Below are 23,465 nucleotides of genomic sequence, written 5' to 3'. Positions count from 1 at the left end.
GGGGGTTTGCTGTTTAGCACCGCTGGTTTTGTGTGTTAATCGATACGCTTTAGCTGCTGGCTATGGAGTTTGCCGCGTTCAACATAGCTTTGAGCGTTCTGCTTCAGCCCCGCCACTGCCTCTTCGGAAAGCTCGCGCACTACCTTGGCAGGCGAGCCAACAATTAATGAATTGGGTGGGAATACCGCCCCCTCCTTAATAAAGGCACCAGCACCTACCAAGCTGTTTTCACCAATCACCGCACCATTGAGCACCACGGCCTGAATGCCGATTAAGCAGCCGTCACCAATAGTGCAGCCATGCAACATCGCCTGGTGCCCCACTGTTACACCTTTACCTACCTTTAACGGAAAGCCTGGGTCTGCATGCAGTACAGCGCCATCCTGGATATTGCTCTCTTCGCCTACTTCAAGGTGGTCGGTATCACCGCGTAGCACGGCTTGATACCAGACGCTGGAGTGCGCTTTAAGGGTGACCTGGCCGATCACATCGGCCGTTTCCGCAATGTAGACGTCGTCGTGAACCGCTGGGCGATGCTCGCCATACTGGTAAAGTGCCACGTTAACCTCCTGGGTTGTTATTGGTGTTAAGCGTTCAGGCTAGCGCTTGTTCCAGCAATCGAGCAACGTGAATTGCTTCACGTCCACTGCCATCGTGAATCTGATGGCGACAGCTGGTGCCATCGGCAATCAATACGGCGTTGCTATCCGCATTGCGAATCGCCGGTAACAGCGAGAGTTCCGCCATTTTCAGCGAGGCGTCGTAGTGCTCCGCTTCATAGCCGAAGCTGCCGGCCATGCCACAGCAGGAGGACTCGATTGTCTCGACGGTGAGCTCTGGAATCCAGCCCAGAACCTGCTCGACGGGGCGCAGCGCATCGAAAGCTTTTTGATGGCAATGGCCGTGCAGCATCGCCCGCTCGTAGTTCAGCGGCTTAAGTTCGAGGGGAAGCTGATTCTCGGCACGTGCCTTAACCAAAAACTCTTCGAACAGGTAGGCCGATGCCGACAGCACCTTCGCCTCTTCGCCAAAACCGTACTGCAGAAATTCATCGCGCATGCTGAGCAGGCAAGAGGGTTCTAACCCAACGACCGCCACGCCGCGCTCGACAAACGGCATCAGGTGCTCAAGCGTGCGTTTGGCCTCGGCCTTGGCTTTGACAAACTGACCCGAAGAGAGGTACGTACGCCCACAGCAGAGCGGCCGCTGCCCTTTGGTCACATTGAGATGCACAAGATAGCCCGCCGCTTCCAGCACCCGCTTAGCCGCTTTGGCATTATCGCCTTCCATGTAGTTATTGAAGGTATCCACAAACAGCAACACTTCGCGCGTTGACGTGGCTGACTGCTGAGACGCTTCGGCGCTGGCGAGGAAATTACCGTTGAACACAGGCAGCGATCGCTGGGGCGCCAGCTTTAACGCCTGCTTGATCTGTTTCGCCAGGAACGGCACGCGCTCTACGCCATTTACCAGTGCGGAAAACTTGCTGGCCCAGGGGGCGTAGCGGGGCATCTCACCCACCATGCGGTCACGCAGCGATAACCCGTTAACGCGGGCGCGCGCGGTGCGGGCCTCTATCTTGAACTTCGCCATATCGACGCCGGTGGGGCAATCCCGCTTGCAGCCTTTGCACGACACACACAGATCCAGCGCCTCTTTCACATCGTCGCTGGCCAGCCCTTCATCGCCCAACTGGCCCGAGAGTACCAGCCGCAGCGTGTTGGCCCGGCCACGGGTCAGGTGCTGCTCCTCTTGGGTGGCGCGGAAACTGGGGCACATGGTGCCGGCATCAAACTTTCGGCAATGGCCGTTGTTGTTGCACATCTCGACCGCCATGGCCAGGCCATGGGTGGCATCGCCGCCGGTACCGGGGGACGACTGTTCGCCGGTGAGCGGGTCGCGCTTGACGTTCCAGGCGGACCAGTCGAAGACCGGTGTCAGCGGAATGGTGGTATAGCTCTTGGGAAAGCGAAAATAGCGCTCGTCGTCCATTTTAGGGGTATCGACGATTTTGCCCGGGTTGAACAGATTTTCCGGATCAAACAGCTGCTTGATGTCGCGGAAGGCGTTATTGACGGTTTCGCCAAACTGCCACGCCACCCACTCACCTCGGCAGATACCATCGCCATGTTCGCCGGAGTAGGCGCCTTTGTATTCGCGCACCAACGCGGAGGCCAGCTCGGCGATTTCGCGCATTTTCTCTGCGCCATCCCGGCGCATATCGAGAATCGGCCGCACGTGCAGCGTGCCGACACCGGCGTGGGCGTACCAGGTACCTTCAGTGCCGTAGCGATTGAAAACATCGGTGAGTTTGTCGGTGTACTCGGCCAGGTGCTCTAGCGGCACCGCGCAATCTTCAATAAAGGAGACCGGCTTACCGTCGCCCTTCATGCTCATCATGATATTGAGCCCGGCCTTGCGCACGTTCCACAACGCTTTCTGCTCAGCCGCTTCGGGCATATCCACCACGCTGCCCGGCAGGCCTAAATCGCCCATGAGTTCATTCAGCCCGCGCAACGCTTCAAGCTGTTTGGCGTGGTCGTGACCGGCAAACTCCACTAGCAAAATCGCCTCGGGCTTGCCGATCAGCGCCTTCTCGATGACCGGGCGGAACGCCGGATTCTCAAGCGATAGCTCGATCATGGTGCGGTCAACCAGCTCCACCGCCGTGGGGCCGAGCTTGACGATATGCTGGGTGAAATCCATCGCCTGATAAAAGGTCGGGAAGTTCACCACGCCCAGCACCTTCTGCTCAGGCAGCGGGGAAAGCCTGAGCTTAATACGCTGGCTTACCCCAAGCGTGCCTTCCGAGCCTACCAGCAGATGGGCCAGGTTGGCGCGACCGTCCGGGTCATAGGGCATCGGGTTCTGGCAATCGAACAGATCGAGATTGTAGCCACCCACCCGGCGCAGCACTTTGGGAAAGTGGTCGCGAATTTCCGGGCCCACCCGCTCGGCAATCGCCCTCACCTGTTGCGCAAGGCGCTGCTCCTGTGAGCCCTCCGCGAAGCGGTCAACGAAGCCAAAACTCGCCGCACTGCCGTCGGCCAGTAGCGCGTCCACGCCCAGCACGTTGTGCACCATGTTGCCGTAGTAGATCGACCGCGACCCGCAGGAGTTATTGCCCGCCATCCCGCCGATGGTGCACTGGGCGCTGGTGGAAACATCCACTGGGTACCACAGCCCATGAGGTTTGAGCCAGGCGTTGAGATGATCGAGCACGATACCCGGCTCAACCACCACGGTGCGCGCCTCGGCATCGAATTCCACCACCTGATTGAGCCAACGGGTGGTGTCGATGACCAGCGCTTCGCCGACGGTCTGGCCGCACTGGCTGGTGCCCGCGCCGCGGGCCAAAATCGGCACCTTGGCATCACGGGCAATATCCAACGCCATTTTCAGATCTTCCTGGTGGCGCGGAATGACCACGCCCACCGGGGTCACTTGATAAATAGAAGCGTCGGTTGCATAACGCCCCCGAGTGGCCCGATCAAACAGCACCTCGCCGGCCATCTCTCGGGATAACCGCTCGGCGAGTTCGCCGAGCGGTTTAATCTTGGCATCACGGGACGGGTGTTGGTTCGTCAGAGACGTCATGTGGCTCTCCCCCGTCGTTTAGCGTTCGTCTGCGTTAAGCGGGTTGGCAGCAAAGTAGTCCAAAGCAGCCGTTACGCCACTGCCTTTAAGGCTAACGCCGGAAAGCTTCATACCCGCTTCACAGCCGCCCAGCGTGGCAATCAGCGTCAGATCGTTGCAGTCACCCAAATGGCCAATACGGAACATCTTGCCCTTGGCCTTGCCTAGCCCCATGCCCAGGGAAAGGTCGAAACGCTCATAGATAATTTTGCGCACCGCATCCGCATCGACACCTTCAGGCATCACCACACCGGTCAGTACCGGTGAGTAAACCGAGGGGTCTTGGCATTGGATTTCAAGACCCCACGCCTCTACCGCCGCGCGCACTCCAGCGGCCCAGCGCTGATGGCGGGCCAACACATGATCCATGCCTTCATCAAGCAGCATATCCAGCGCTTCATTGAGGCCATAAAGCAGGTTCGTGCTGGGCGTGTAGGGCCAATAGCCATTTTTGTTGGCTTCAAGAATCTCGTCCCAGGCCCAGAAGCTTTTCGGCAGTTTCGCCTGTTTGCTGACTTCGATGGCTTTGGGGGAGAGCGCGTTAAAACTGATGCCTGGCGGCAGCATCAGGCCTTTCTGCGAGCCAGAAACAGTGACATCTACACCCCATTCATCGTGGCGATAGTCGGCGCTGGCCAGGCCGGAAATGGTATCGACAATCAACAGTGCGGGGTGGCCCGCCGCATCGATTGCTTTACGCACCGCGGCAATATCACTGGTCACGCCGGTCGAGGTTTCGTTATGCACCACACAGACCGCTTTGAGCTCGTGGTGGGTATCCTCTTTCAGACGCGCTTCGATCATGTCGGCCTGCACACCATGGCGCCAACCTTCGTAGCCTGGCAGGCCCAAGAACTCAGGTTGGATGTCCAAACGCAAAGCCATTTTGTGCCACAGAGTGGCGAAGTGGCCGGTCTCGAACATCAGCACTTTATCGCCGGGTGACATGGTATTGGCCAGGGCGGCCTCCCAGGCACCGGTACCTGACGCCGGGTAAATAATTACTGGGTTCTCGGTCTTGAAGACTTTTTTAACCTTGCCCAGAAGTTCAAGCCCTAACGCACCGAACTCGGGACCGCGGTGGTCGATGGTCGGCAGGCTCATGGCGCGCAGGATACGATCCGGCACCGGCGAGGGGCCGGGTATCTGCAGGAAGTGGCGGCCGGACGGATGGAAATCGAGCTTCAACATGATGATCTCTCCAGAAACAGTTTTGTACTTATGATAAAGAATTCAAAATACGCCAAAAAAAACTACTTGATACATCCTTCCGCCCGCAGGGTTTCCCGCTGCTCGGAAGAGACGCCCAGGGTATTGAGTACTTCATCGGTATGCTGGCCGAACAGCGGGGCTGGGCTGCGAATCTGCGAGGGAGTAAGCGAGAACTTGCTTGGAAAGCCGATGGTCTTCATCTTGCCGATTACCGGGTGATCCATTTCCTGCACCATGCCGCGCGCCAGGTAATGCTCGTCCTGCATGGCCTGGGCGAAGTTGTTGATCGGGCCGGCCGGCACGCCCGCCTTGTCGCAAAGTTCAAGCCAATGGTTCATGTCTTGGGCAACCATGATCGCCTCCAACACCGCTTCGAGCTCCTCGACGTGCTGACCACGGTCGTAATTCGTCAGGAATCGAGGTTCCACCATCAGGTCAGGACGCACGAGCACGTCCTGGCAGAAACGCTCCCAGGTTCGTTGGTTGGCGCAGCCCAGCATGATATAGCCGTCCCTAGCCTTGACCGCCTGATAGGGTGCCGATACGCGATGTCGCCAGCCGGTGGGCTCGGGGAGCGTGCCTTCACCGAAATAGGCCGCCGCTTCCCAGGCGAACCAGGGCAGGCCACATTCTGTGATGGCGATATCGATGTGCTGGCCTTCACCGCTGTTGGTCTTGTGGATATAGGCCGCGAGGATCGAATACACCGCGGTAATCCCGGCACCGATGTCGTAGACGGCAATGCCAGTCTTGAGCGGGCGTCTCCCCTTCTCGCCGGTCATCGACATCAAGCCAGTCATGCCCTGGGCCACCAGGTCGAAGCCACCGCGATGGCTGTAGGGACCTGACTGGCCGTAGCCGGAAATCGAGCAGTAGATGATGCCGGGATTGATCGCCTTGATGGTCTCGTAGTCGATCGCAAGCGCCTTGGTAACGCCGGTGCGGTAGTTCTCGACGATGACATCGGCATCCCTGGCCAGGCGATAGAAAATCTCTCTGGCCCGCTCATCCTTCAGGTTGAGCGAGATACTCTTCTTGTTGCGATTGATCTGCGAAAAGCAGGTCGACTCGTCGTTGATGTAGGGGCCCATCTGACGGCTGTCATCCCCACCCTGGACCTTCTCGACCTTGGTGACATCCGCACCCATGTCGGCCAGCACCATGGTGCAATAAGGCCCGGCCATGATCTGCGAGATATCCAGTACTTTCACGTTCTGTAATGGCAGCATTGGCTGACTTCCTCTCTGGATGGCTTAACGACCCGACCATTCAAAAGACGTTTTGTTGACGAACTTGTCGACGGCTGCCTTGAAGTCATCGCTCATGTAGCAGGTGGTGACCCAGTCGTTGCCCGCCTCCAATGACGCCCGACGCTGCGACTGCACACGCCCCACCAGGGCCTTGCTGGCCTGGAGCGTCAGCGGTGCACGCCTTGCGAACTCATCAGCGATCGCCGTGACCTCGGTGACGATGGTATCGGGCGCGAAAACCTGGTTGACCAGCCCCACCTGGTAAGCTTCGTCGGCGGTCAATAGCTTCGCCTGCATCAGGATTTCCTTGGTGCGCGCGACACCCACCATGTCGATCAGCCGCGACACATTGGTGATCGACAGCGTGTTGCCCAGGGTCTTGGCGATTGGCACGCCAAATTTAAGCGACGGCGTGCAATAGCGAAAATCGCAGGCCATGGCCATCGCCGCCCCCCCACCAACACAGAAACCCTCGATCATGGCGATTGTCGGCTTGTTGAGCGTCTCGAGGCCGCTCACCACTCGCTCGATGCGTTGCTCGTAATCGAGGGCGTCCTGGGGTTTGGTAAAGTGGCTGAACTGAGTGATGTCGGTCCCTGCCACGAAGGCTTCTCCACCGACACCATGCAGCACCACGGCATGCACGCTGTTGTCCTCAGCCAGCTGCGCACAGCTGGCTTCCAGGGCGTTGTACATGTCCCACGTCATGGCGTTGCGACTCGCGGGGCGGTTGAAGCCGATCCAGGCGAGGTTACCCTCGCGCCGGAAAATCAGCGACTCGTCGGACATAAGCGTGTCCTCCTAAAAATTTGTCTGGCTTACCGGTAAAACAGCTCCACCAGGCCCATGGGGAAGATTGGCACGTAGGTCACCAGCATCAGCAGCACGAACAGCAGGATGACGAACGGCACATTGGCCTTCGACACTTCCCAGATATCCGCCTTGGCGACCGAGCAGGCGGTCATCAGAACGCTGGCCACGGGGGGCGTCTGCTGTCCGATCGCCAGGTTAAGCGTCACGATCATGCCGAAGTGGACGGGATCGATGCCGACCATCATCACCAGCGGCATGACGATGGGCACGGTAAGAATGATCGCCGCCGCCGAGTGCAGGATCATGCCGATCAACAGCAAGAAGATGTTGAGCAGTGCCAGGACCATGTACTTGTTGCTGGTGAAGTCGCCGATCATCGCCGCCAGCATCTGCGGCAGCTGGGCACGAGTGAGGAAGTCACCGAGCAGGGCAGAGCTTGCCACCAGCAGCATGACCACGGCGGTCTGAACACCGCCATCGACCATGGCCGCACGCAGCTTCTTCCAGCGCAGTTCGCCATAGCGGAAACTGATCAGCAGCGACGCCAGTACCGCCAGCGCAGCGCCTTCGGTCGCGGTCATGAAGCCACCGAAGATGCCGCCCAAGATGATCATCGGCAGCAAGAAGGCAAGGCCGGCCGCCTTGAAGGTGGTCCACACCCGGCTCAGCTTGAAGGCCTGCTCCACTGGGAAGTTGTAGCGAACCGCGAAGTACCAGGCGAGCACCATCATCAACAGCCCACCGACCACACCGGGTACGATACCGGCGACGAAGAGCTGCACCACCGAGGTGTCGGCCATAGCGGCATAGAGGATCATCGGGATCGAGGGCGGAATGATAATCGCGAGCGACGCAGAGGAAGACGTGATGGCAGCGGCGAACGGCGCGGGATAGCCCTTGCGCTTCATTTCCGGAATAAGGATGGAGCCAAGCGCCGCCACGTCGGCCACCGCAGACCCGGAGATCTCGGCAAAGAACAGCGAAGTGCCGACGTTGACCATGGCCAGGCCGCCGCGAACGAAACCGAGTAGCGCGGAGGCGAAGTCAATCAGCCGCCGGGAGATGCCGCCGGTATTCATGATAGCGCCGGCCAGCACGAACAATGGAATGGCGATCAGCGGAAACTTGGTCGCCCCCTCGAACAGCACTAGCGGGAAGCCAAGTAGACTGTTCGTGCCTTGCAGCACCAACATAGCGACGATGGAGACCGCTCCCAAGGCCACCGCGATGGGGATGTTAATGAAGATCATGGCCAGGCCGGCCAGCAGGATCAAAGCCGTCGTCATTGCAATTCCTCCACGATATCCTGCTCTGAGGGTGGTTTACGACCTTCCCAGGCTTCGCGCAGAATGTCCGGCAGATTAAGTAGCTCGGCGATGACATAAAGTGCCGCGCCAATGGGGATGGTGGACTGGGTCACCGCTATGGGAATGGGCACGCTGACCAGGGTAGAGCTACCGAGAACGCCGATAATGTAGACGCCGTAGATGGCGAGCAGCACAAAGAAGGTGATGATGATGACTTCGCCAAGTACGACCATCGCCATGCGTACGGCCCGTGGACGCGAATAGACGAAACCGGGGACGCTGATGTGGGCGCGCTTGAGTGCGGCAAGGGCGGCACCGTAGTAGGTCACCCACGCCAACATCACGGCGGCGACCTCGTCATACCACCCCAGGGAATTGCCGGTATAGCGGAAGCTGACACCGAGCAGCACGACCACCGTCAGTGCCACCACCAGAAATATGGTAATGACCTCGAGCAGCCACTCGAAGCCGGATCGAAGTTTCAAAAGGGACATTAAAGCCACTCCGTCGAGCAGAGGAAGAACCGCCCGGCCAGGGCGGTCCATGGGTCGGTTCAGAGGGATTGAGACTGCAGTGGAATTCAGTCTTCCTCACCGAGCTCCAACACGCGGTCGACCAGGTCGCCGCCACCTTCCACTTCCTCGTCGAAGCGTTCATAGACAGGGCCACTGGCATCGATGAAGGCCTGCTTGTCAGCTTCGTTAATCTCCATGCCGGCCTCTTCCATCGCGCCGAGGAGCTCCTCATCCTGCTTGGCGGCCGTCTCGTAGACGAAGTCCTGGACCTCCTGGGCGGTTTCCTCTAGCACGTCACGCACGTCTTCCGGCAGGTCCTCCCAATGGCTCTTGGATACCACCACATAGGCAGGCGTGTAGACGTGATTAGTCATGGAGAGGTAGTCCTGCACCTCCTGAAACTTCTGGGAATGGATCTGCACCAGGGGATTTTCCTGTCCGTCCATGGTGCCGGTCTGCAGCGCGGTAAAGACTTCCGAGAGCGCCATAGGTGAAGGGTTAGCCCCGTATTCCTCGAACATGCGCACTCGCCACACGCCTGCTGGGGTCCGCAGCTTCAAACCATCCAGATCTTCGGGGGTATTGATGGGCCGCTCGTTGTTAGTGATCTGGCGGAAGCCATTCTCCCAGACAGCGAGGATCTTGTAGCCTTCCTCCTCAACCAGCGGATAGAGATCTGGTTCGATAACCTCCTCGATGACGCGCTTCATGTGGTCGCGATCCTGGATCAGATAGGGCATCTCGAACAGACCGAACTCATCCACCACTGAGGACATCACCGTGGAGGGCAGCGTAAAGGTCAACTGGCCGAGCTTGAGCTTCTGCATCATGGAGTTGTCGCCGCCTAACTGGCTCGAACCGTAGGCCTGTACCTTGTAGTCGTCACCCAGTCGCTCGTTGGCCCGCTCGGCGAATTCATTCACGGACATATCGAACAACGAACCGGGATTGCCCACGTGACCGAACTGCAGCTCGGTCTGAGCCATACTGAGACCCGGCGTCAGGCTCACGGCAAATGAGGCGGTTACGAATGCGGTCTTGATCTTTTTCATTGGTTACTCCAGTGCTGGCTTGTTGTTGTTGTGCACGCGCTGCCCAGACCAGTGCCTCTTCGAGATAATCTGCGTATCGTTGCGATCGCCTGGGAGAGGCGCGACGACGAACCGACTAGTCCCCCATCCTCTGGTGAAGCGTCAAATCAGGTCGCCATACGTTTAATTTGAATTCAAAATTCAAAATTAGGTATTAAACTTTCGTCTCGTCACAAAATAAACGCCGCAACAGCTTGTTTATTAAGGAACAAAAAAAAGCCACCGGGATAAAAAAACGGGCAGTGACTTTATTAGCCATCTGCCCGCCTAGAATTGATGATGTTACGGCTAACTTACTCGCCCGGCTCAAGCCCCCAATTCAATCCCGCCCGCTCGATACCGGCAATCGCGGCCTGCTGATCCTCGTCTGATGACGCGCCGCTTACCCCCACCGCTCCAATGACACATTGCTGGCTATTGAGGATGGGCACACCACCCGCCACCACTACAAAATGCCCCTGGGAAGCCGCTGCCACGCTGGCAACAAACGCCGTGCGCTCGGCATTACGGGCGCCACTTACCCCGCTGGCAACACCGATGCCCAACGAGGCATAGGCTTTTCCCTGCGCAACCGGAAACCGCAATGGCGCGCAGCCATCTTCACGCTCTGCGGCGATCACATGGCCACCGCCGTCTAGCACAATGATGGTTATCGGCGGTAGTTTTGCTTCGCGCGCCTGCGCCATGGCACCATCGATAATCTTTCTGCCCTCTTCTCGGGTGAGCTGTACGCTGCAGTGAAATACTTGTCCGGCCATAAGGGTTACCTTTGTTGTTGTCAGCACGTTGGTAGGGTGGTTAGCGATGGTAGGCAAAAGCACCACCAAAGGAATATTGAATTCATAATTACTTTTGCAGATCATATCAACAATAGCCACTCTACAAAGATGGCTTCGTGCTCACATTGAACTAGGTGGTCTGGGTAGCTTGGCAAGCGACCAAGCGAGCCGCTGACAAGGAACTGACAAATGACAAAGATCTTGCAACGCAATTTATATCGCGAAGTGGCCGATAGGATTGGCGACCTGATTGAGCACGGCGAGCTTGCACCCGGTGAACGGATCTCTGAAAAACAGTTATGTGACCGCTTTGGGGTTTCACGTACGCCGCTGCGCGAAGCGTTAAAAGTACTCGCCACCGAAGGGCTAATTGAGCTGCTACCCAATCGCGGCGCGCGGGTAGTGCGGCTCACCTTGAAAAACGTCAAAGATACCTATGATCTGATGGCCGCGCTAGAAGGGCTATCGGGGGAACTTGCCTGCCAGTACATCAGCGACGCGGAAATAGCGGCCATTCGGCAGTTGCACAACACGATGCTGGAACACTACCGTAATCGCGATTTAATGCCCTATTTCCAGGTCAATCGGCAGATTCACGAAAGTATCCTGGCGGCGTCGAATAACGATGTGTTGCAGGAAATGTATAGCAATCTAAGCCAGCGTGTTAAGCGGGTTCGCTACTCGAAGCAGATGACCGAGCGCTACTGGAGCCAGGCGGTAAAAGACCATGAAAATATGATGGCCGCCCTCGAGAAGCGCGACAGCCAACTGCTCGGTCAAATTTTACGCGACCACCTGTGCAATAAGATCGAAGTGGCTACCTTAGCAGGCGTGATTGATACCGAAGATGATAAAAGTGTGGCCAACAGCTAATGAGCTATTGCCACTCTTCAAGGCGCATGGAGGAGCGCTCCAGCCGATCATGCTCTACCTCCAGATCACGCAGCAGCTGGCTAATGCTGGAGAGATGCTCTAGCGCCACCTGTTTTGCTTGCTCTGCGTCGCCGCTGACAACGGCATCGTGCAGTTGAGCATGCTGCTGATTGATCATCGCCCGTGGCGCTGGCAAGTGGTAAAGGTGCTTGACCGAGGCAAATACCGAACTCAGCAATAAATCGGTCAGACTTTGCAGCGTGTGTACCAACACTGGGTTATGCGACGCCTGGGAAACCGCCAAATGAAAGGCGTGATCAAATCTAGCCAGGCGCTCGACATCGATCGGTTCGGCGGTTTCCGCATAGTCGGCCATTTCGCGATAACGGCGGGTGATCAGCACCCGATCGGCGGAGGTACCTCTACTTGCAGCCAACCACGCCGACTCACCTTCTAATAGAGCACGCACTTCTAATAGATCAAACAGCGTGCGTGGGTGGTCTTTAAACAGATGCATCAATGGGCTTTGGTTGCCTACGGGTAGCAGCGTAGCAACTGTCGACCCATGGCCCTGCCGGGTATCGATAATTCCCTTGCTGCGCAGAATTCGTAAGCCTTCACGCAGCGACGCGCGGGATACGCTGAGCCGATCACACAGTCTCCGCTCCGAGGGAAGCAACTGACCAGGGCGGAAAACGCCGTCAAGAATGAGGCGCTCAAGCCGTTTGGCTACCTGCTCCGGCATCCGTTGCCCCGGCATCAACGCTTGATTCTCCTCTGACATGACTTTCTCCCGCTTAACTGTCGAGCAAGCTTGCCACTACTCGCTGAAGAAGACATCCATATCGACCAATTACTGGTCAGACCAATGCACCACCATCTAGACAGGCGTGCAAAAAAAGCCCAAATTGGGGCCATGTTAGCTGGGCGATATGTGCGAAATTTTTCGACGTTGCCTTTAATGATAATAAGCATGGGATGTCGTGATGAATATCCTCTTTGATGAGCGCCTGGACGGCGAATTGGTCCAGCGAGATAAAAGCGAGGTCTTGAGCGACCTGCAGCAAGCCGTTCCCGATATGACGCTGCTGCACCGTGAAGAAGATTTACGCCCTTTCGAGTGCGATGGGCTGGCGGCCTATCGCGTGCTGCCGATGCTGGTGGCACTGCCTGAAACCCTGGAGCAGGTAAAAGAGCTGCTCAAGCGCTGTCATGCGCTGGGCGTTCCCGTGGTCACCCGCGGCGCGGGTACCGGCCTTTCCGGCGGCGCACTGCCGCTGGAGCAGGGAGTACTGCTGGTCATGTCACGCTTTAACCAAATCCTAAGCGTTGACCCTGATGCGCGCATGGCCCGCGTGCAGCCCGGCGTTCGTAATCTGGCGATTTCCGAGGCCGCCGCGCCCTATGGACTCTATTATGCCCCGGACCCCTCATCACAAATTGCCTGCTCGATCGGCGGTAACGTGGCTGAAAATGCTGGCGGCGTGCACTGCTTAAAATATGGCCTAACGGTGCATAACGTGATGCGGGTGGACGTGCTCACCATTGAGGGCGAAGCCATGACACTGGGCGCCGAGTCGCTCGATGCGCCCGGTTTTGATCTGCTCGCCCTGATGAACGGCTCTGAAGGCATGCTCGGCGTGGTCACCGAAATTACCGTTAAGCTGCTACCCAAGCCGGAAACCGCCAAAGTGCTGATGGCCAGCTTCGACGATGTCGAAAAAGCGGGCCGTGCGGTGGGCGATATCATCGCGGCGGGGATCATTCCTGGCGGCTTGGAAATGATGGATAAGCTCGCCATCAAAGCCGCCGAGGATTTTGTCAAAGCGGGTTACCCCCTCGACGCCGAAGCCATACTGCTCTGCGAATTGGATGGCGTTGAGGCCGATGTGGACGACGATTGCGATACCGTGCGCGGCGTGCTGGAAAAAGCCGGAGCCACCAATATTCAGCAGGCCCGTGACGAAGCCGAGCGCGCCAAATTCTGGGCCGGGCGTAAGAACGCCTTCCCAGCGGTCGGCCGTATGTCCCCCGACTACTACTGCATGGACGGCACGATTCCACGACGCGAACTACCGCGCGTACTCAAAGGCATTGCTGCGCTTTCCGAGGAGAGTGGTCTGGCGGTTGCCAATGTATTCCACGCTGGCGACGGCAACATGCATCCGTTGATCCTTTTTGATGCCAATAAAGAGGGCCAACTGGCGCTTGCAGAAGACGTGGGCGGCAAGATTCTTGAGCTTTGTGTGGCGGCAGGCGGTTCAATCACCGGTGAGCACGGCGTCGGGCGGGAAAAAATCAACCAGATGTGCAGTCAGTTCCAGCCGGATGAAATCAGCGTTTTTCATGCCCTGAAAGCTGCATTCGATCCCAAGCGTCTGCTTAACCCCGGCAAGAATATTCCTACGCTGGCACGCTGCGCGGAATTTGGCGCCATGCACGTCCATAACAACGAGCTACCACACCCGGAACTGCCCCGTTTTTAACAGTGACCTGGCCAAGATAACCGCTAGGCAAAATAAATATTGGAAAAGACCATGACCGAATTAGCGATGCATGCCGCCGACCGCGATATCGCTGACACGCTGTGTGAGCAGGTGCGCAGTGCGTATGACGCACGCACGCCGCTACGTATTGTAGGCGGCGATACCCGCGCTTTTTATGGCCGACCAGTAGAAGGCCAAACGCTGCAGATGGCCGAACACAGCGGCATAGTCAGCTACGACCCAGTGGAACTGATCGTCACCGTGCGCGCTGGTACGCGGCTGAGTGCGCTTCAAGCGGCGCTGGCGGAAAAACACCAGATGTTGGGGTTTGAACCGCCCATGTTTGGCGAGCAAAGCACCATTGGTGGCGCAGTTGCGACCGGCCTTTCTGGCCCACGCCGCCCCTGGGCAGGCGCGGCGCGCGATTTTGTGCTCGGCACACGGGTAATTACCCAAGAAGGCAAACTGCTGCGTTTCGGTGGCGAAGTGATGAAGAATGTCGCCGGCTACGACCTTTCGCGCATGATGACTGGCGCTCAAGGCACCCTCGGCGTACTGACCGATATTTCGTTTAAAGTGCTGCCTATTCCCAACGCCACGCACAGCTTGCGTTTATCGCTCAACCTCAGCGATGCGCTCAACAAGCTTGCCGAGTTGGGCCGTCAGCCGTTACCGATCACGGCGGCAGCTTGGCATAACGGCGAGCTCTTTCTGCGTTTAGAGGGCGGCAAAAGTTCTGTCAGTGCGACCCAGGCTCGATTAGGCGGCGAGCCGCTTGATGCCAGTTTCTGGACGTCACTGCGCGACCATCGCCACGCCTTTTTTCAGCGCCAAGAGGGCCAAGCACTGTGGCGGCTATCGCTGCCGCCCAATACCGCCCCGCTGAACCTAAATATTGCCGAGAGCGATATATTCTACGACTGGGCGGGGTGTCAGCGCTGGGTAAAAACAGCGCTTGATGCTGATACGCTGCGCGCTGCCTGCAAAGCAGTGGGTGGCCATGCCACCTGTTACATACCCCATGCCCAGGGCGGCGCCGTCGAGCCTTTCACACCGCTGGACCCAGTAGTGGAAAAATATCATCGTAACTTAAAGGCGGAGCTGGATGCCCATGGCATATTCAATCCCGGTCGTCTTTATGCGGCGTTTTAATCAGGAGAGCTGACATGCAGACGCACTTTACCGATGCCGACCGTCAGAAGCCGCACATTCAGGAAGCAGAGAGCATTTTGCGCACCTGCGTTCACTGCGGCTTCTGTAACGCCACCTGCCCCACCTACCAGCTGTTAGGTGATGAGCGCGATGGCCCGCGCGGGCGCATTTATCTGATGAAGGAGTTGCTGGAGAGCCGCGATGATGACGACCAGGTCACCGAAGAGACTCGCCTACACCTTGACCGCTGCCTCACCTGCCTAAACTGCGAGACCACCTGCCCTTCCGGCGTGGAGTACCACAAGCTGCTCAACATAGGCCGCGCCGAAATTGAGCGCCGCGTACCCCGCCCGGCAGGCGAACGGGCGCAGCGCTATGCGCTGCGTAAGATGATGGTCGAACCGAAACGCTTTCAGGCGCTGCTCAAGCTGGGGCAAACCTTTAAACCGTTAGTGCCCGGCAAGCTGCGCAATAAAATGCCTGCGGCCCCAGTCGATGCAGGCGCGCGCCCTGATGCACAACGCCATAGCCGGCAAGTATTAATTCTGGAAGGTTGTGTACAGCCCGGGCTTTCACCGAACACCAATGCTGCCACCGCGCGGATTTTGGATAGGCTCGGCATTGGCGTGACGCCGGTAGCCGAAGCCGGCTGCTGTGGCGCGGTTGATTTCCACCTCAACGCCCAGGACGATGGCCGGGCGCGTATGCGCGCCAATATCGACGCTTGGTGGCCGTATATCGAACAAGGCGCTGAAGCCATCGTTCAAACCGCTAGCGGCTGTGGCGCCTTTGTTAAAGAGTACGGTTATATGCTCAAGGATGACCCCGACTACGCCGTGAAAGCGCAAAGGGTCAGCGCCCTGGCCAAGGACATTGTCGAAATCTTGCGCGATGAGCCGCTAGATACGTTAAATGTTAAAGCATCTGAACGGCTAGCTTTTCACTGCCCCTGCACGCTGCAGCACGCTCAAAAGCTTAACGGTGCGGTCGAAGGCATACTGAGCAAGCTCGGTTTTGCGTTAACACCAGTGCAGGATGCGCATCTTTGCTGCGGTTCGGCAGGCACCTATTCCATCACTCAACCTGAACTTGCTACCCAACTGCGAGACAATAAGTTAAATGCCCTGGAAGCAGGTCAGCCAGACGTGATTGTCACCGCTAATATCGGCTGTCAGACCCACTTGGCCGGCGCCAACCGAACGCCGGTGCGCCATTGGGTGGAAATCGTCGATGCGGCACTTCCTGGCGCTTAATGATCACTACTTAACCCCCTGGCCGCGCTGCTGGTTAATAGCGCGGCGACTCACTCCCTTGCTAAAAGGATTACACCATGCAAACAAAAGCCATTCTTGCCCAGGCCGATGTGATTAATGTACTAGACGCAGCGCAGAAAGAAGCTGATAGCAACAGCTGGCCAGTCACCATCGCGGTAACCGACGACGGCGGCCACCTGCTCGGTCTGCGCCGATTGGATGGCGCAGCCCCTTTTAGTGCCGACGTCGCCACGCAGAAGGCGCGCAGCGCTGCACTCGGCCGCAAAGAAACCCAAGTATTCGAAGAGATGATTAACGGTGGCCGCACAGCGTTTGTCTCTGCGCCACTGCAGGGGCTACTGTCGGGCGGTGTGCCGATCACGGTTGACGGTCATGTGGTAGGTGCGGTCGGCATTTCGGGTGTAAAACCCGACCAGGACGTACAAGTTGCTAAAGCAGGCGTTAGTGCGATTACCGGTTAATCACTGCGCTATCTTCCACCCACGAACGTCCACACACGAAAAAGCCCGGATCAATGATCCGGGCTTTTTTGGAATTCGTTCGGCTGAGGCCGATATTACGTTTTTCAATCTAAGCGCTTAATGGCGGACCGGACGAGACTCGAACTCGCGACCTCCGGCGTGACAGGCCGGCATTCTAACCGACTGAACTACCGGTCCACGTTTAGGCACTTCATCCATCCTAATGCTCAACATTTTTAAGCGGTTCAGAGCGCTTTCATCTGTTAAGCGATGGTGGGTGGTACTGGGTTCGAACCAGTGACCCCCAGCTTGTAAGGCTGGTGCTCTCCCAACTGAGCTAACCACCCAATCGATTAGCAAGTCATTATCGACTTTGCCAATCTAGCTTAGTCATTATCGTGGCGGACCGGACGAGACTCGAACTCGCGACCTCCGGCGTGACAGGCCGGCATTCTAACCGACTGAACTACCGGTCCGAATAGCGATAACAACTCTATAGCGACAACAACCACAAGCAGATTTATTTGATGTTGGCGGACCGGACGAGACTCGAACTCGCGACCTCCGGCGTGACAGGCCGGCATTCTAACCGACTGAACTACCGGTCCGTTATGCACATCAGATATTTATCATGCTTACTGCTACTTCAAAAACGCTTCCAGACCATCTTTCAATACAGATTAATGGTGGGTGGTACTGGGTTCGAACCAGTGACCCCCAGCTTGTAAGGCTGGTGCTCTCCCAACTGAGCTAACCACCCGCTGGTCACGTGGCGCTGCATTCTACAGAAGGCTTGCTGGAAGTCAATATGCTGTGTCTAAAAACTGTTTTTAAAAACTAATTTTTTAAAAAACAGGCATTCAAACCAGCGTGTTGCTCTCTTCCTTCAGGTCTTGGCTGTAAGCGCGGACGAAGGATGCCGCAACCTGGGTGGCCTCGTCAATCAAAACCGTTTGAGTCAGCCCAGAAACGCGGCGCGGTTTGAAATCGTGATCGCCATCTTTTAACCAAGACAACTGCGCATTTGCTGGTAATGCATATCCTTCGACCTCTGCCTGTCTACCGAACGGATCTCGCTCGCCTTGTAGAATCAACATGGGGCAGGTAATGGCAGGCCAATGTTCTAAGCGCAATTTATGAGGCGTTTTAGGGGGATGAAAGGGATAACCGGCCACCACCACGCCAGGTACCGTGCTACTCGATGGTTCGCTGGCCAGATATTGACTGGCAAATAGGGTCGCCACGCGTCCGCCCATCGACTTACCCCCAATCCATAGCGGCCCTTCAAACAGAGAATCAAGTAGCGCATACCACTCGGCAAACTGAGCAAGGGTCTGGGCGATAGGTGGCGGTGGTCGGCGTTTGCCGGTTTCCTGCATTTGTTGCATATAGGGAAAATCAATACAAAAAACTTGAATTCCCCTGTCAGCCAAAGAGGTGACAAATTGACGCATGAAGAATGACTGCTGACCAGCCCCTGCGCCATGGGCAAACAGCAAACGACCGAACTTAGCGTGTCCATGGACGGCTAACGGCCCCATGCCTTGCACCAAGAAACAGCTACTTGAGGGGTATTTAAGCCTGTCTTTTAACACTTGAGGAGATACCTCAGCATAGCCCGACAAGAGGTAATGTGACACGCATTGCTCCTGATTATTCAGAGTTTAACTAATTGGCATGTTCAGCTTAAGCCTCGGCTGCGCTAGAATCCTGGTCGGAACTTGACCTGCATCATCAAGCGGGTGGCCGCACTCGTGCAGAATGTCACGGGTTACCCCCTAACCGCGTTCGATGGGAACATGAAATGAGCACAGCATTTGAACACCCGACCTACAACTACAAGGTAGTTCGGCAGTTCGCGATTATGACCGTTGTGTGGGGCATAGTGGGAATGACTATCGGTGTCATCCTCGCCTCGCAACTGGTTTGGCCGGAACTGAATCTTGGCATACCTTGGACTAGCTTTGGGCGCCTGCGTCCTTTGCACACTAACGCCGTTATTTTCGCCTTTGGCGGTTCGGCACTCTTTGCCACGTCGTACTACGTTGTCCAGCGCACCTGTCAGACACGGCTTTTCTCTGACAAGTTAGCGGCCTTTACGTTCTGGGGCTGGCAAGCCGTCATTATCTCAGCGGTAGTGTCGCTCCCCATGGGTTACACCACTACCAAGGAGTACGCTGAGCTTGAGTGGCCGATCAATATCTTGATCGCCGTTGTCTGGATCAGTTATGCGATTGTGTTCCTAATGACGATCAAGAAACGCACCACCTCGCATATTTATGTGGCGAACTGGTTCTTTGCGGCGTTTATTTTGACCGTTGCGGTGCTGCACATCGTTAACAATGCGGCCATCCCTGTCACCCCGATGTACTCTACCTCGATCTACGCAGGTGCCGTGGATGCCATGGTGCAGTGGTGGTACGGCCATAATGCGGTGGGCTTCTTCCTGACCGCAGGCTTCCTGGGCATGATGTATTACTTCGTACCGAAGCAGGCGGAACGTCCGATTTACTCGTACCGCCTGTCTATTGTCCACTTCTGGGCATTGATCATGATCTATATGTGGGCTGGCCCGCACCACCTGCACTACACCGCGCTGCCTAATTGGGCACAATCACTGGGAATGGTAATGTCGATCATTCTGCTGGCTCCCTCCTGGGGCGGCATGATCAACGGCATGATGACCCTAACAGGCGCATGGCATAAGCTGCGTACGGACCCGACACTGCGCTTCCTCGTGGTTGCCCTATCGTTCTACGGCATGTCCACGTTTGAAGGCCCGATGATGGCAATTAAAACCGTCAATGCGCTTTCACACTATACCGACTGGACCATTGGTCACGTTCACGCTGGTGCACTCGGCTGGGTGGCAATGATCACTATCGGCTCGATGTATCACTTGATCCCGCGGGTTTTCGGACGCACCGAAATGCACTCTGTCAATCTGATTGCGGTGCACTTCTGGCTAGCCACCATCGGCACTGTGCTATACATCGCCTCCATGTGGGTGAACGGCATTATGCAGGGCCTAATGTGGCGTGCGATCAACCCTGACGGCACTCTGATGTACACCTTTATCGAATCCGTCGAAGCTAGCGCCCCGGGATACTTTGTACGTCTTATCGGCGGCCTCTTCTGGGTCACCGGCATGCTGATCATGGCGTTCAACGTTTACATGACCGTTAAGCGTCGTGAGGCCATCAGCCATTCAGCGCCACAAGCTGCTTAAACCGGGGAAGTTGAGACCAATGAAACACGAGATTGTCGAAAAAAACGTTGGCCTGCTTGCCGTGTTGATCCTTGTCGTGATCAGTTTCGGTGGTTTGGCTGAGGTCGTTCCGCTGTTATTTCAGAAGCAGACCACCGAGCCCGTTGAAGGCCTAGAGCCGCTATCGGCATTGGAACTGGAAGGCCGAGACATTTATCGCCGTGAAGGTTGTGTGGGTTGTCATTCACAAATGGTGCGCCCCTTCCGCGCTGAAACCGAGCGTTACGGCCACTACAATGTGGCCGGTGAGCAGGTTTATGAGCATAACTTCCTGTGGGGCTCTAAACGTACCGGGCCCGACCTGGCGCGTGTTGGCGGCCGCTATAGCAACGACTGGCACCGTGCTCACCTCTACAATCCACGCGATGTAGTACCTGAGTCGGTCATGCCGGCTTACCCCTGGCTATTTGAGAACACCCTCGATGGTGATGACACGCCCAAGAAGATGCGCACACTGCGTCAACTTGGTGTGCCGTATACCGACGAAGATATCGCCAACGCTACTGCAGACGTACGCGGTAACCAAGAAATCACCGCCTTGGTCGCTTACTTACAGCAGCTCGGAACCGTACTTGAGGGCACTCGTTAAGTTATGGATACGGGAACCTTTCGCGGCCTCATCACGCTGATCTTGATTTTCGCTTTTATCGGCATTGCCCTCTGGGCGTATTCCAAGCGACGCAAGCCAGATTTCGACGAAGCGGCTAACCTGCCTTTTGCCGACGACGATGAGCTGCCGACCAGTGATAAGCACACTTCGCCTGAAAGCGACAGCGAAGCGCATTCCCGCGATGACAGGGGAGATAAGAAATTATGAATAATTTGTGGGGAGACTCCCTATCCGGCTTCTGGAGCGCCTGGATCATAATCATCACGCTAGGCACCATTGCGCTGAGCGTGTGGATACTGCTGGCCAACCGCCGTACCGATAAAACGCCCGACGCTGAAGGTAACGTAGAAACCACTGGGCACGCTGCAGACGGCATCGAAGAGTACGACAATCCATTGCCAAAGTGGTGGTTCCAGCTTTTCGTCTTAACGGTGGTCTTTGCGCTGGGCTATCTCGTTCTTTATCCCGGCCTGGGTAACTACGCAGGTGTGCTGGGTTGGTCGCAAGAAGGTCAGTGGGAGGAAGAAGTCGCCCAGGCAGAAGAACGCTTTACGCCCATTTTTGCCCAGTACCAGGAAGTGGCCATTCCAGAACTCGCCGAAGATCCTGAAGCGATGCAGGTTGCTGAGCGTATTTTTCAGAATAACTGTGCGGTGTGTCACGGCTCTAACGCTCAAGGCGGCTACGGTTTCCCCGATTTGACCGATGACGATTGGTTATATGGCGGTGAGCCCGATAACATTGTGCAAACATTAACCAACGGTCGTAACGGCCTGATGCCTTCCTGGCAGCAGTTGGGTGAGGAAAACATAGAAAACCTCACCCAATACGTGCTCTCGCTTTCTAATGAAGAACATGACGAAGCGCGCGCTGAACAGGGTGAAAGCACATTTGGCGCAGTGTGTGCGGCCTGCCACGGCCCCAGTGGCACCGGCAACACGGCACTGGGAGCGCCTAATTTAACCGACAACACCTGGCTCTACCTGTCACCTGTTCAAAACGTGGGTGACTCCATCCGCCAGACGCTACGTAATGGGCGTAATGGTCACATGCCGGCGCAAGCGGCCTACATTGGCGAAGAGCGCGTCCATTTGGTCGCCGCCTATGTGTATAGCCTGCGCTTCGCGGACTGATTAACCGCTGACGAATAGAGATAATCGCCAGCAACGCTAGCCAAGCAAGGGTGCGGCCCCAAACCGCACCCTTTCTTTATGCATAAACCGATACAATATTGACCTTGCACCGTTTTTACGAGACTGGGGTGCACTCTCTCCTGCCTTCTGAGCCGGGAATACCGCGATGGAAAAGATACCAAGCCAAGACGTCACGCCGAATCCGGTGGGGCATCACACCCCGCAAACCGCAGTTACTCAGGAAATGTACGCCAAAAGACGTCACATTTATGTGCGCGAAATCAAAGGCTTTTTCCAGAAGTTACGGCGCAGTGCCAATTGGGCGCTAATGCTGGCGTTTTTTCTCTTTCCTTGGATTAATATCGGTGGCCGGCCGTTAATTCTGTTCGACCTGCCTAACCGTGAATTCCATATTTTTACCGCGACGTTCTATCCACAGGAATTCATTCTGCTGTCGTGGCTGCTGATCATCTGCGCCTTCGGGTTGTTTTTTATTACCGTTTTTGCTGGCCGGGTATGGTGCGGCTATACCTGCCCGCAAAGCGTTTGGACGTTTTTGTTTATCTGGCTTGAACATCGTATTGAGGGCTCACGCAATCGGCGTATCAAGCTCGACAACCAGCCGATGACTGCCGAAAAAGCGTGGCGTAAAAGTGCTAAGCACGCTGCTTGGCTACTGATTGCACTCGCTACGGGTATCACCTTTGTAGGTTACTTCACCCCTATACGTGATTTAGTGACCGAATTACCCTCTTTTGATGCCCATGGCTGGTCCTATTTTTGGGTAGGCTTTTTTCTGGTATTTACCTACTTAAACGCGGGTTGGCTGCGCGAACAGGTATGCATCTATATGTGCCCCTATGCGCGTTTTCAGTCGGTTATGTTTGACCGCAACACGCTCATCGTTTCCTACGATCAAGCGCGAGGTGAACCGCGAGGACATCGCAAAAAAAGCCTAAGTCATCAACAAGCCCGAGAGGCAGGCTATGGTGACTGCATCGATTGTGATCTTTGCGTTCAAGTATGTCCCACCGGCATCGATATACGCGACGGGCTTCAGTTTGAGTGTATTAGTTGCGCCGCTTGTATCGACGCCTGCGATAGCGTGATGGACAAGATGGGCTACCCACGGGGCTTGGTGCGTTATACCACCGAAAATGCTCTTGAAGGGCAAAAAAGCCGTATAATACGACCTCGCTTGCTAGGTTACTTCGCAGCGTTAGTGCTGATGATGGGCACCTTTGCCTGGGCGATTAATGACCGTATGCCACTCAATTTTGATGCTGAGCGCGAACGCACCCAGCTCTACCAAACGACCCGCGACGGCCTAATTAGCAATGTCTTCACCCTGTCCGTTCGCAATCTTGATGATCAAGACCACACTTACCAGCTAACCGTAGCAGGGTTACCCAGCTTAGCGTTGGATAGCAATACGATTAATGTGCCCGCGGGAGAATCGCGTTTAAAGGTTGTCACCGTGACGGCTAACCCCGACGATCTGCAGCAACCCAGCCACAATATTGTATTCTCGCTACAGGCTCAGCAAAACGAGCGTATTCGCCTTGAGCGTGAAACCAGCTTCCTGGGCGACATTAGGAGATAAGT

General features: G+C 56.4%; 21 protein-coding genes and 5 tRNA genes. 10 read left to right on the top strand and 16 right to left on the bottom strand.

Translation table 11 applies throughout. From position 1 onward, the window contains the following. Positions 1-35: 35 nt before the first annotated feature. The 9 genes from ACUVOF_RS05510 to ACUVOF_RS05470 form a co-directional block, all read right to left on the bottom strand. Positions 36-560 carry a gamma carbonic anhydrase family protein gene (locus ACUVOF_RS05510; protein ID WP_447043386.1) on the bottom strand — a complete coding sequence of 175 codons (525 nt, stop codon included), beginning with the start codon at positions 558-560 and terminating at the stop codon, positions 36-38. 34 nt (positions 561-594) lie between these two features. Then, on the bottom strand, positions 595-3,597 hold the full coding sequence (locus ACUVOF_RS05505) for an FAD-binding and (Fe-S)-binding domain-containing protein (RefSeq protein ID WP_447043385.1): 3,003 nt from the start codon (positions 3,595-3,597) through the stop codon (positions 595-597). An 18-nt stretch (positions 3,598-3,615) separates the two neighbouring features. Continuing rightward, complete coding sequence (locus ACUVOF_RS05500; RefSeq protein WP_447043384.1) at positions 3,616-4,827, bottom strand: pyridoxal-phosphate-dependent aminotransferase family protein; 1,212 nt, start codon at positions 4,825-4,827, stop codon at positions 3,616-3,618. A 62-nt stretch (positions 4,828-4,889) separates the two neighbouring features. After that, positions 4,890-6,077, bottom strand: coding sequence for a CaiB/BaiF CoA transferase family protein (locus tag ACUVOF_RS05495; protein ID WP_447043383.1), 1,188 nt, complete (start codon positions 6,075-6,077; stop codon positions 4,890-4,892). Positions 6,078-6,101: 24 nt separating this feature from the next. Next, positions 6,102-6,887 carry an enoyl-CoA hydratase/isomerase family protein gene (locus tag ACUVOF_RS05490; protein ID WP_447043382.1) on the bottom strand — a complete coding sequence of 262 codons (786 nt, stop codon included), beginning with the start codon at positions 6,885-6,887 and terminating at the stop codon, positions 6,102-6,104. Between the two features lie 29 nt (positions 6,888-6,916). Next, on the bottom strand, positions 6,917-8,197 hold the full coding sequence (locus tag ACUVOF_RS05485) for a TRAP transporter large permease (RefSeq protein WP_113269056.1): 1,281 nt from the start codon (positions 8,195-8,197) through the stop codon (positions 6,917-6,919). Then, positions 8,194-8,703, bottom strand: coding sequence for a TRAP transporter small permease (locus ACUVOF_RS05480; protein ID WP_447043381.1), 510 nt, complete (start codon positions 8,701-8,703; stop codon positions 8,194-8,196). Before ACUVOF_RS05480 ends, ACUVOF_RS05485 begins: the two co-directional genes overlap by 4 nt. Before the next feature lie 95 nt (positions 8,704-8,798). After that, positions 8,799-9,785, bottom strand: coding sequence for a TRAP transporter substrate-binding protein (locus tag ACUVOF_RS05475; RefSeq protein WP_447043380.1), 987 nt, complete (start codon positions 9,783-9,785; stop codon positions 8,799-8,801). Positions 9,786-10,117: 332 nt separating this feature from the next. Continuing rightward, positions 10,118-10,582 carry a GlcG/HbpS family heme-binding protein gene (locus ACUVOF_RS05470; protein WP_447043379.1) on the bottom strand — a complete coding sequence of 155 codons (465 nt, stop codon included), beginning with the start codon at positions 10,580-10,582 and terminating at the stop codon, positions 10,118-10,120. Positions 10,583-10,792: 210 nt separating this feature from the next. On the opposite strand from ACUVOF_RS05470, the gene ACUVOF_RS05465 reads away from it, so the two are divergent. Next, the gene (locus ACUVOF_RS05465) at positions 10,793-11,476 is read left to right on the top strand and encodes a GntR family transcriptional regulator (RefSeq protein ID WP_113269054.1); all 684 of its coding nucleotides are present in this window, start codon (positions 10,793-10,795) and stop codon (positions 11,474-11,476) included. 4 nt (positions 11,477-11,480) lie between these two features. Here the strand turns inward: ACUVOF_RS05465 and glcC are convergent, their stop codons facing one another. Continuing rightward, entirely contained in the window at positions 11,481-12,260 is a 780-nt protein-coding gene (glcC, locus tag ACUVOF_RS05460; RefSeq protein ID WP_447043378.1) for a transcriptional regulator GlcC, read from the bottom strand. Positions 12,261-12,462: 202 nt separating this feature from the next. On the opposite strand from glcC, the gene glcD reads away from it, so the two are divergent. From glcD to ACUVOF_RS05440, 4 genes are all read left to right on the top strand, one after another. Further along, entirely contained in the window at positions 12,463-13,962 is a 1,500-nt protein-coding gene (gene glcD, locus ACUVOF_RS05455; RefSeq protein ID WP_113269052.1) for a glycolate oxidase subunit GlcD, read from the top strand. Between the two features lie 51 nt (positions 13,963-14,013). After that, the gene (gene glcE / locus ACUVOF_RS05450; protein WP_447043377.1) at positions 14,014-15,114 is read left to right on the top strand and encodes a glycolate oxidase subunit GlcE; all 1,101 of its coding nucleotides are present in this window, start codon (positions 14,014-14,016) and stop codon (positions 15,112-15,114) included. A 14-nt stretch (positions 15,115-15,128) separates the two neighbouring features. Beyond that, entirely contained in the window at positions 15,129-16,367 is a 1,239-nt protein-coding gene (gene glcF, locus ACUVOF_RS05445) for a glycolate oxidase subunit GlcF (RefSeq protein WP_447043376.1), read from the top strand. A gap of 77 nt (positions 16,368-16,444) precedes the next feature. Further along, positions 16,445-16,849: a heme-binding protein gene (locus ACUVOF_RS05440; protein WP_113269049.1), complete on the top strand. Its 405-nt coding sequence runs from the start codon at positions 16,445-16,447 to the stop codon at positions 16,847-16,849. Positions 16,850-16,970: 121 nt separating this feature from the next. Here ACUVOF_RS05440 and ACUVOF_RS05435 read toward each other — a convergent pair. The 6 genes from ACUVOF_RS05435 to ACUVOF_RS05410 form a co-directional block, all read right to left on the bottom strand. Next, positions 16,971-17,047 (bottom strand) — tRNA-Asp (locus ACUVOF_RS05435). A gap of 73 nt (positions 17,048-17,120) precedes the next feature. Further along, positions 17,121-17,196: transfer RNA gene (locus ACUVOF_RS05430), tRNA-Val, on the bottom strand. A gap of 52 nt (positions 17,197-17,248) precedes the next feature. Next, positions 17,249-17,325 (bottom strand) — tRNA-Asp (locus ACUVOF_RS05425). 55 nt (positions 17,326-17,380) lie between these two features. Beyond that, positions 17,381-17,457 (bottom strand) — tRNA-Asp (locus tag ACUVOF_RS05420). A gap of 76 nt (positions 17,458-17,533) precedes the next feature. Continuing rightward, positions 17,534-17,609, bottom strand: a tRNA-Val gene (locus ACUVOF_RS05415). A gap of 100 nt (positions 17,610-17,709) precedes the next feature. Continuing rightward, on the bottom strand, positions 17,710-18,489 hold the full coding sequence (locus ACUVOF_RS05410; RefSeq protein ID WP_447043375.1) for an alpha/beta fold hydrolase: 780 nt from the start codon (positions 18,487-18,489) through the stop codon (positions 17,710-17,712). Positions 18,490-18,653: 164 nt separating this feature from the next. On the opposite strand from ACUVOF_RS05410, the gene ccoN reads away from it, so the two are divergent. From ccoN to ccoG, 5 genes are all read left to right on the top strand, one after another. Further along, entirely contained in the window at positions 18,654-20,078 is a 1,425-nt protein-coding gene (gene ccoN, locus ACUVOF_RS05405) for a cytochrome-c oxidase, cbb3-type subunit I (protein ID WP_447043374.1), read from the top strand. Positions 20,079-20,097: 19 nt separating this feature from the next. Continuing rightward, a complete protein-coding gene (gene ccoO / locus ACUVOF_RS05400; protein WP_447043373.1) occupies positions 20,098-20,706 on the top strand; it encodes a cytochrome-c oxidase, cbb3-type subunit II in 609 nt (202 codons plus the stop codon). Positions 20,707-20,709: 3 nt separating this feature from the next. After that, positions 20,710-20,934 (top strand): cbb3-type cytochrome oxidase subunit 3, encoded by a 225-nt coding sequence (locus ACUVOF_RS05395; RefSeq protein ID WP_447043372.1) that lies wholly within the window; start codon positions 20,710-20,712, stop codon positions 20,932-20,934. Next, positions 20,931-21,860 (top strand): cytochrome-c oxidase, cbb3-type subunit III, encoded by a 930-nt coding sequence (gene ccoP / locus ACUVOF_RS05390; RefSeq protein WP_447043371.1) that lies wholly within the window; start codon positions 20,931-20,933, stop codon positions 21,858-21,860. Before ACUVOF_RS05395 ends, ccoP begins: the two co-directional genes overlap by 4 nt. A gap of 166 nt (positions 21,861-22,026) precedes the next feature. Beyond that, a complete protein-coding gene (gene ccoG, locus ACUVOF_RS05385; RefSeq protein ID WP_447043370.1) occupies positions 22,027-23,463 on the top strand; it encodes a cytochrome c oxidase accessory protein CcoG in 1,437 nt (478 codons plus the stop codon). The last annotated feature ends 2 nt before the right edge of the window (positions 23,464-23,465 follow it).

It is taken from the genome of Vreelandella sp. H-I2 (assembly GCF_052959335.1).
This window is presented reverse-complemented; position numbering and strand designations above follow the sequence as displayed.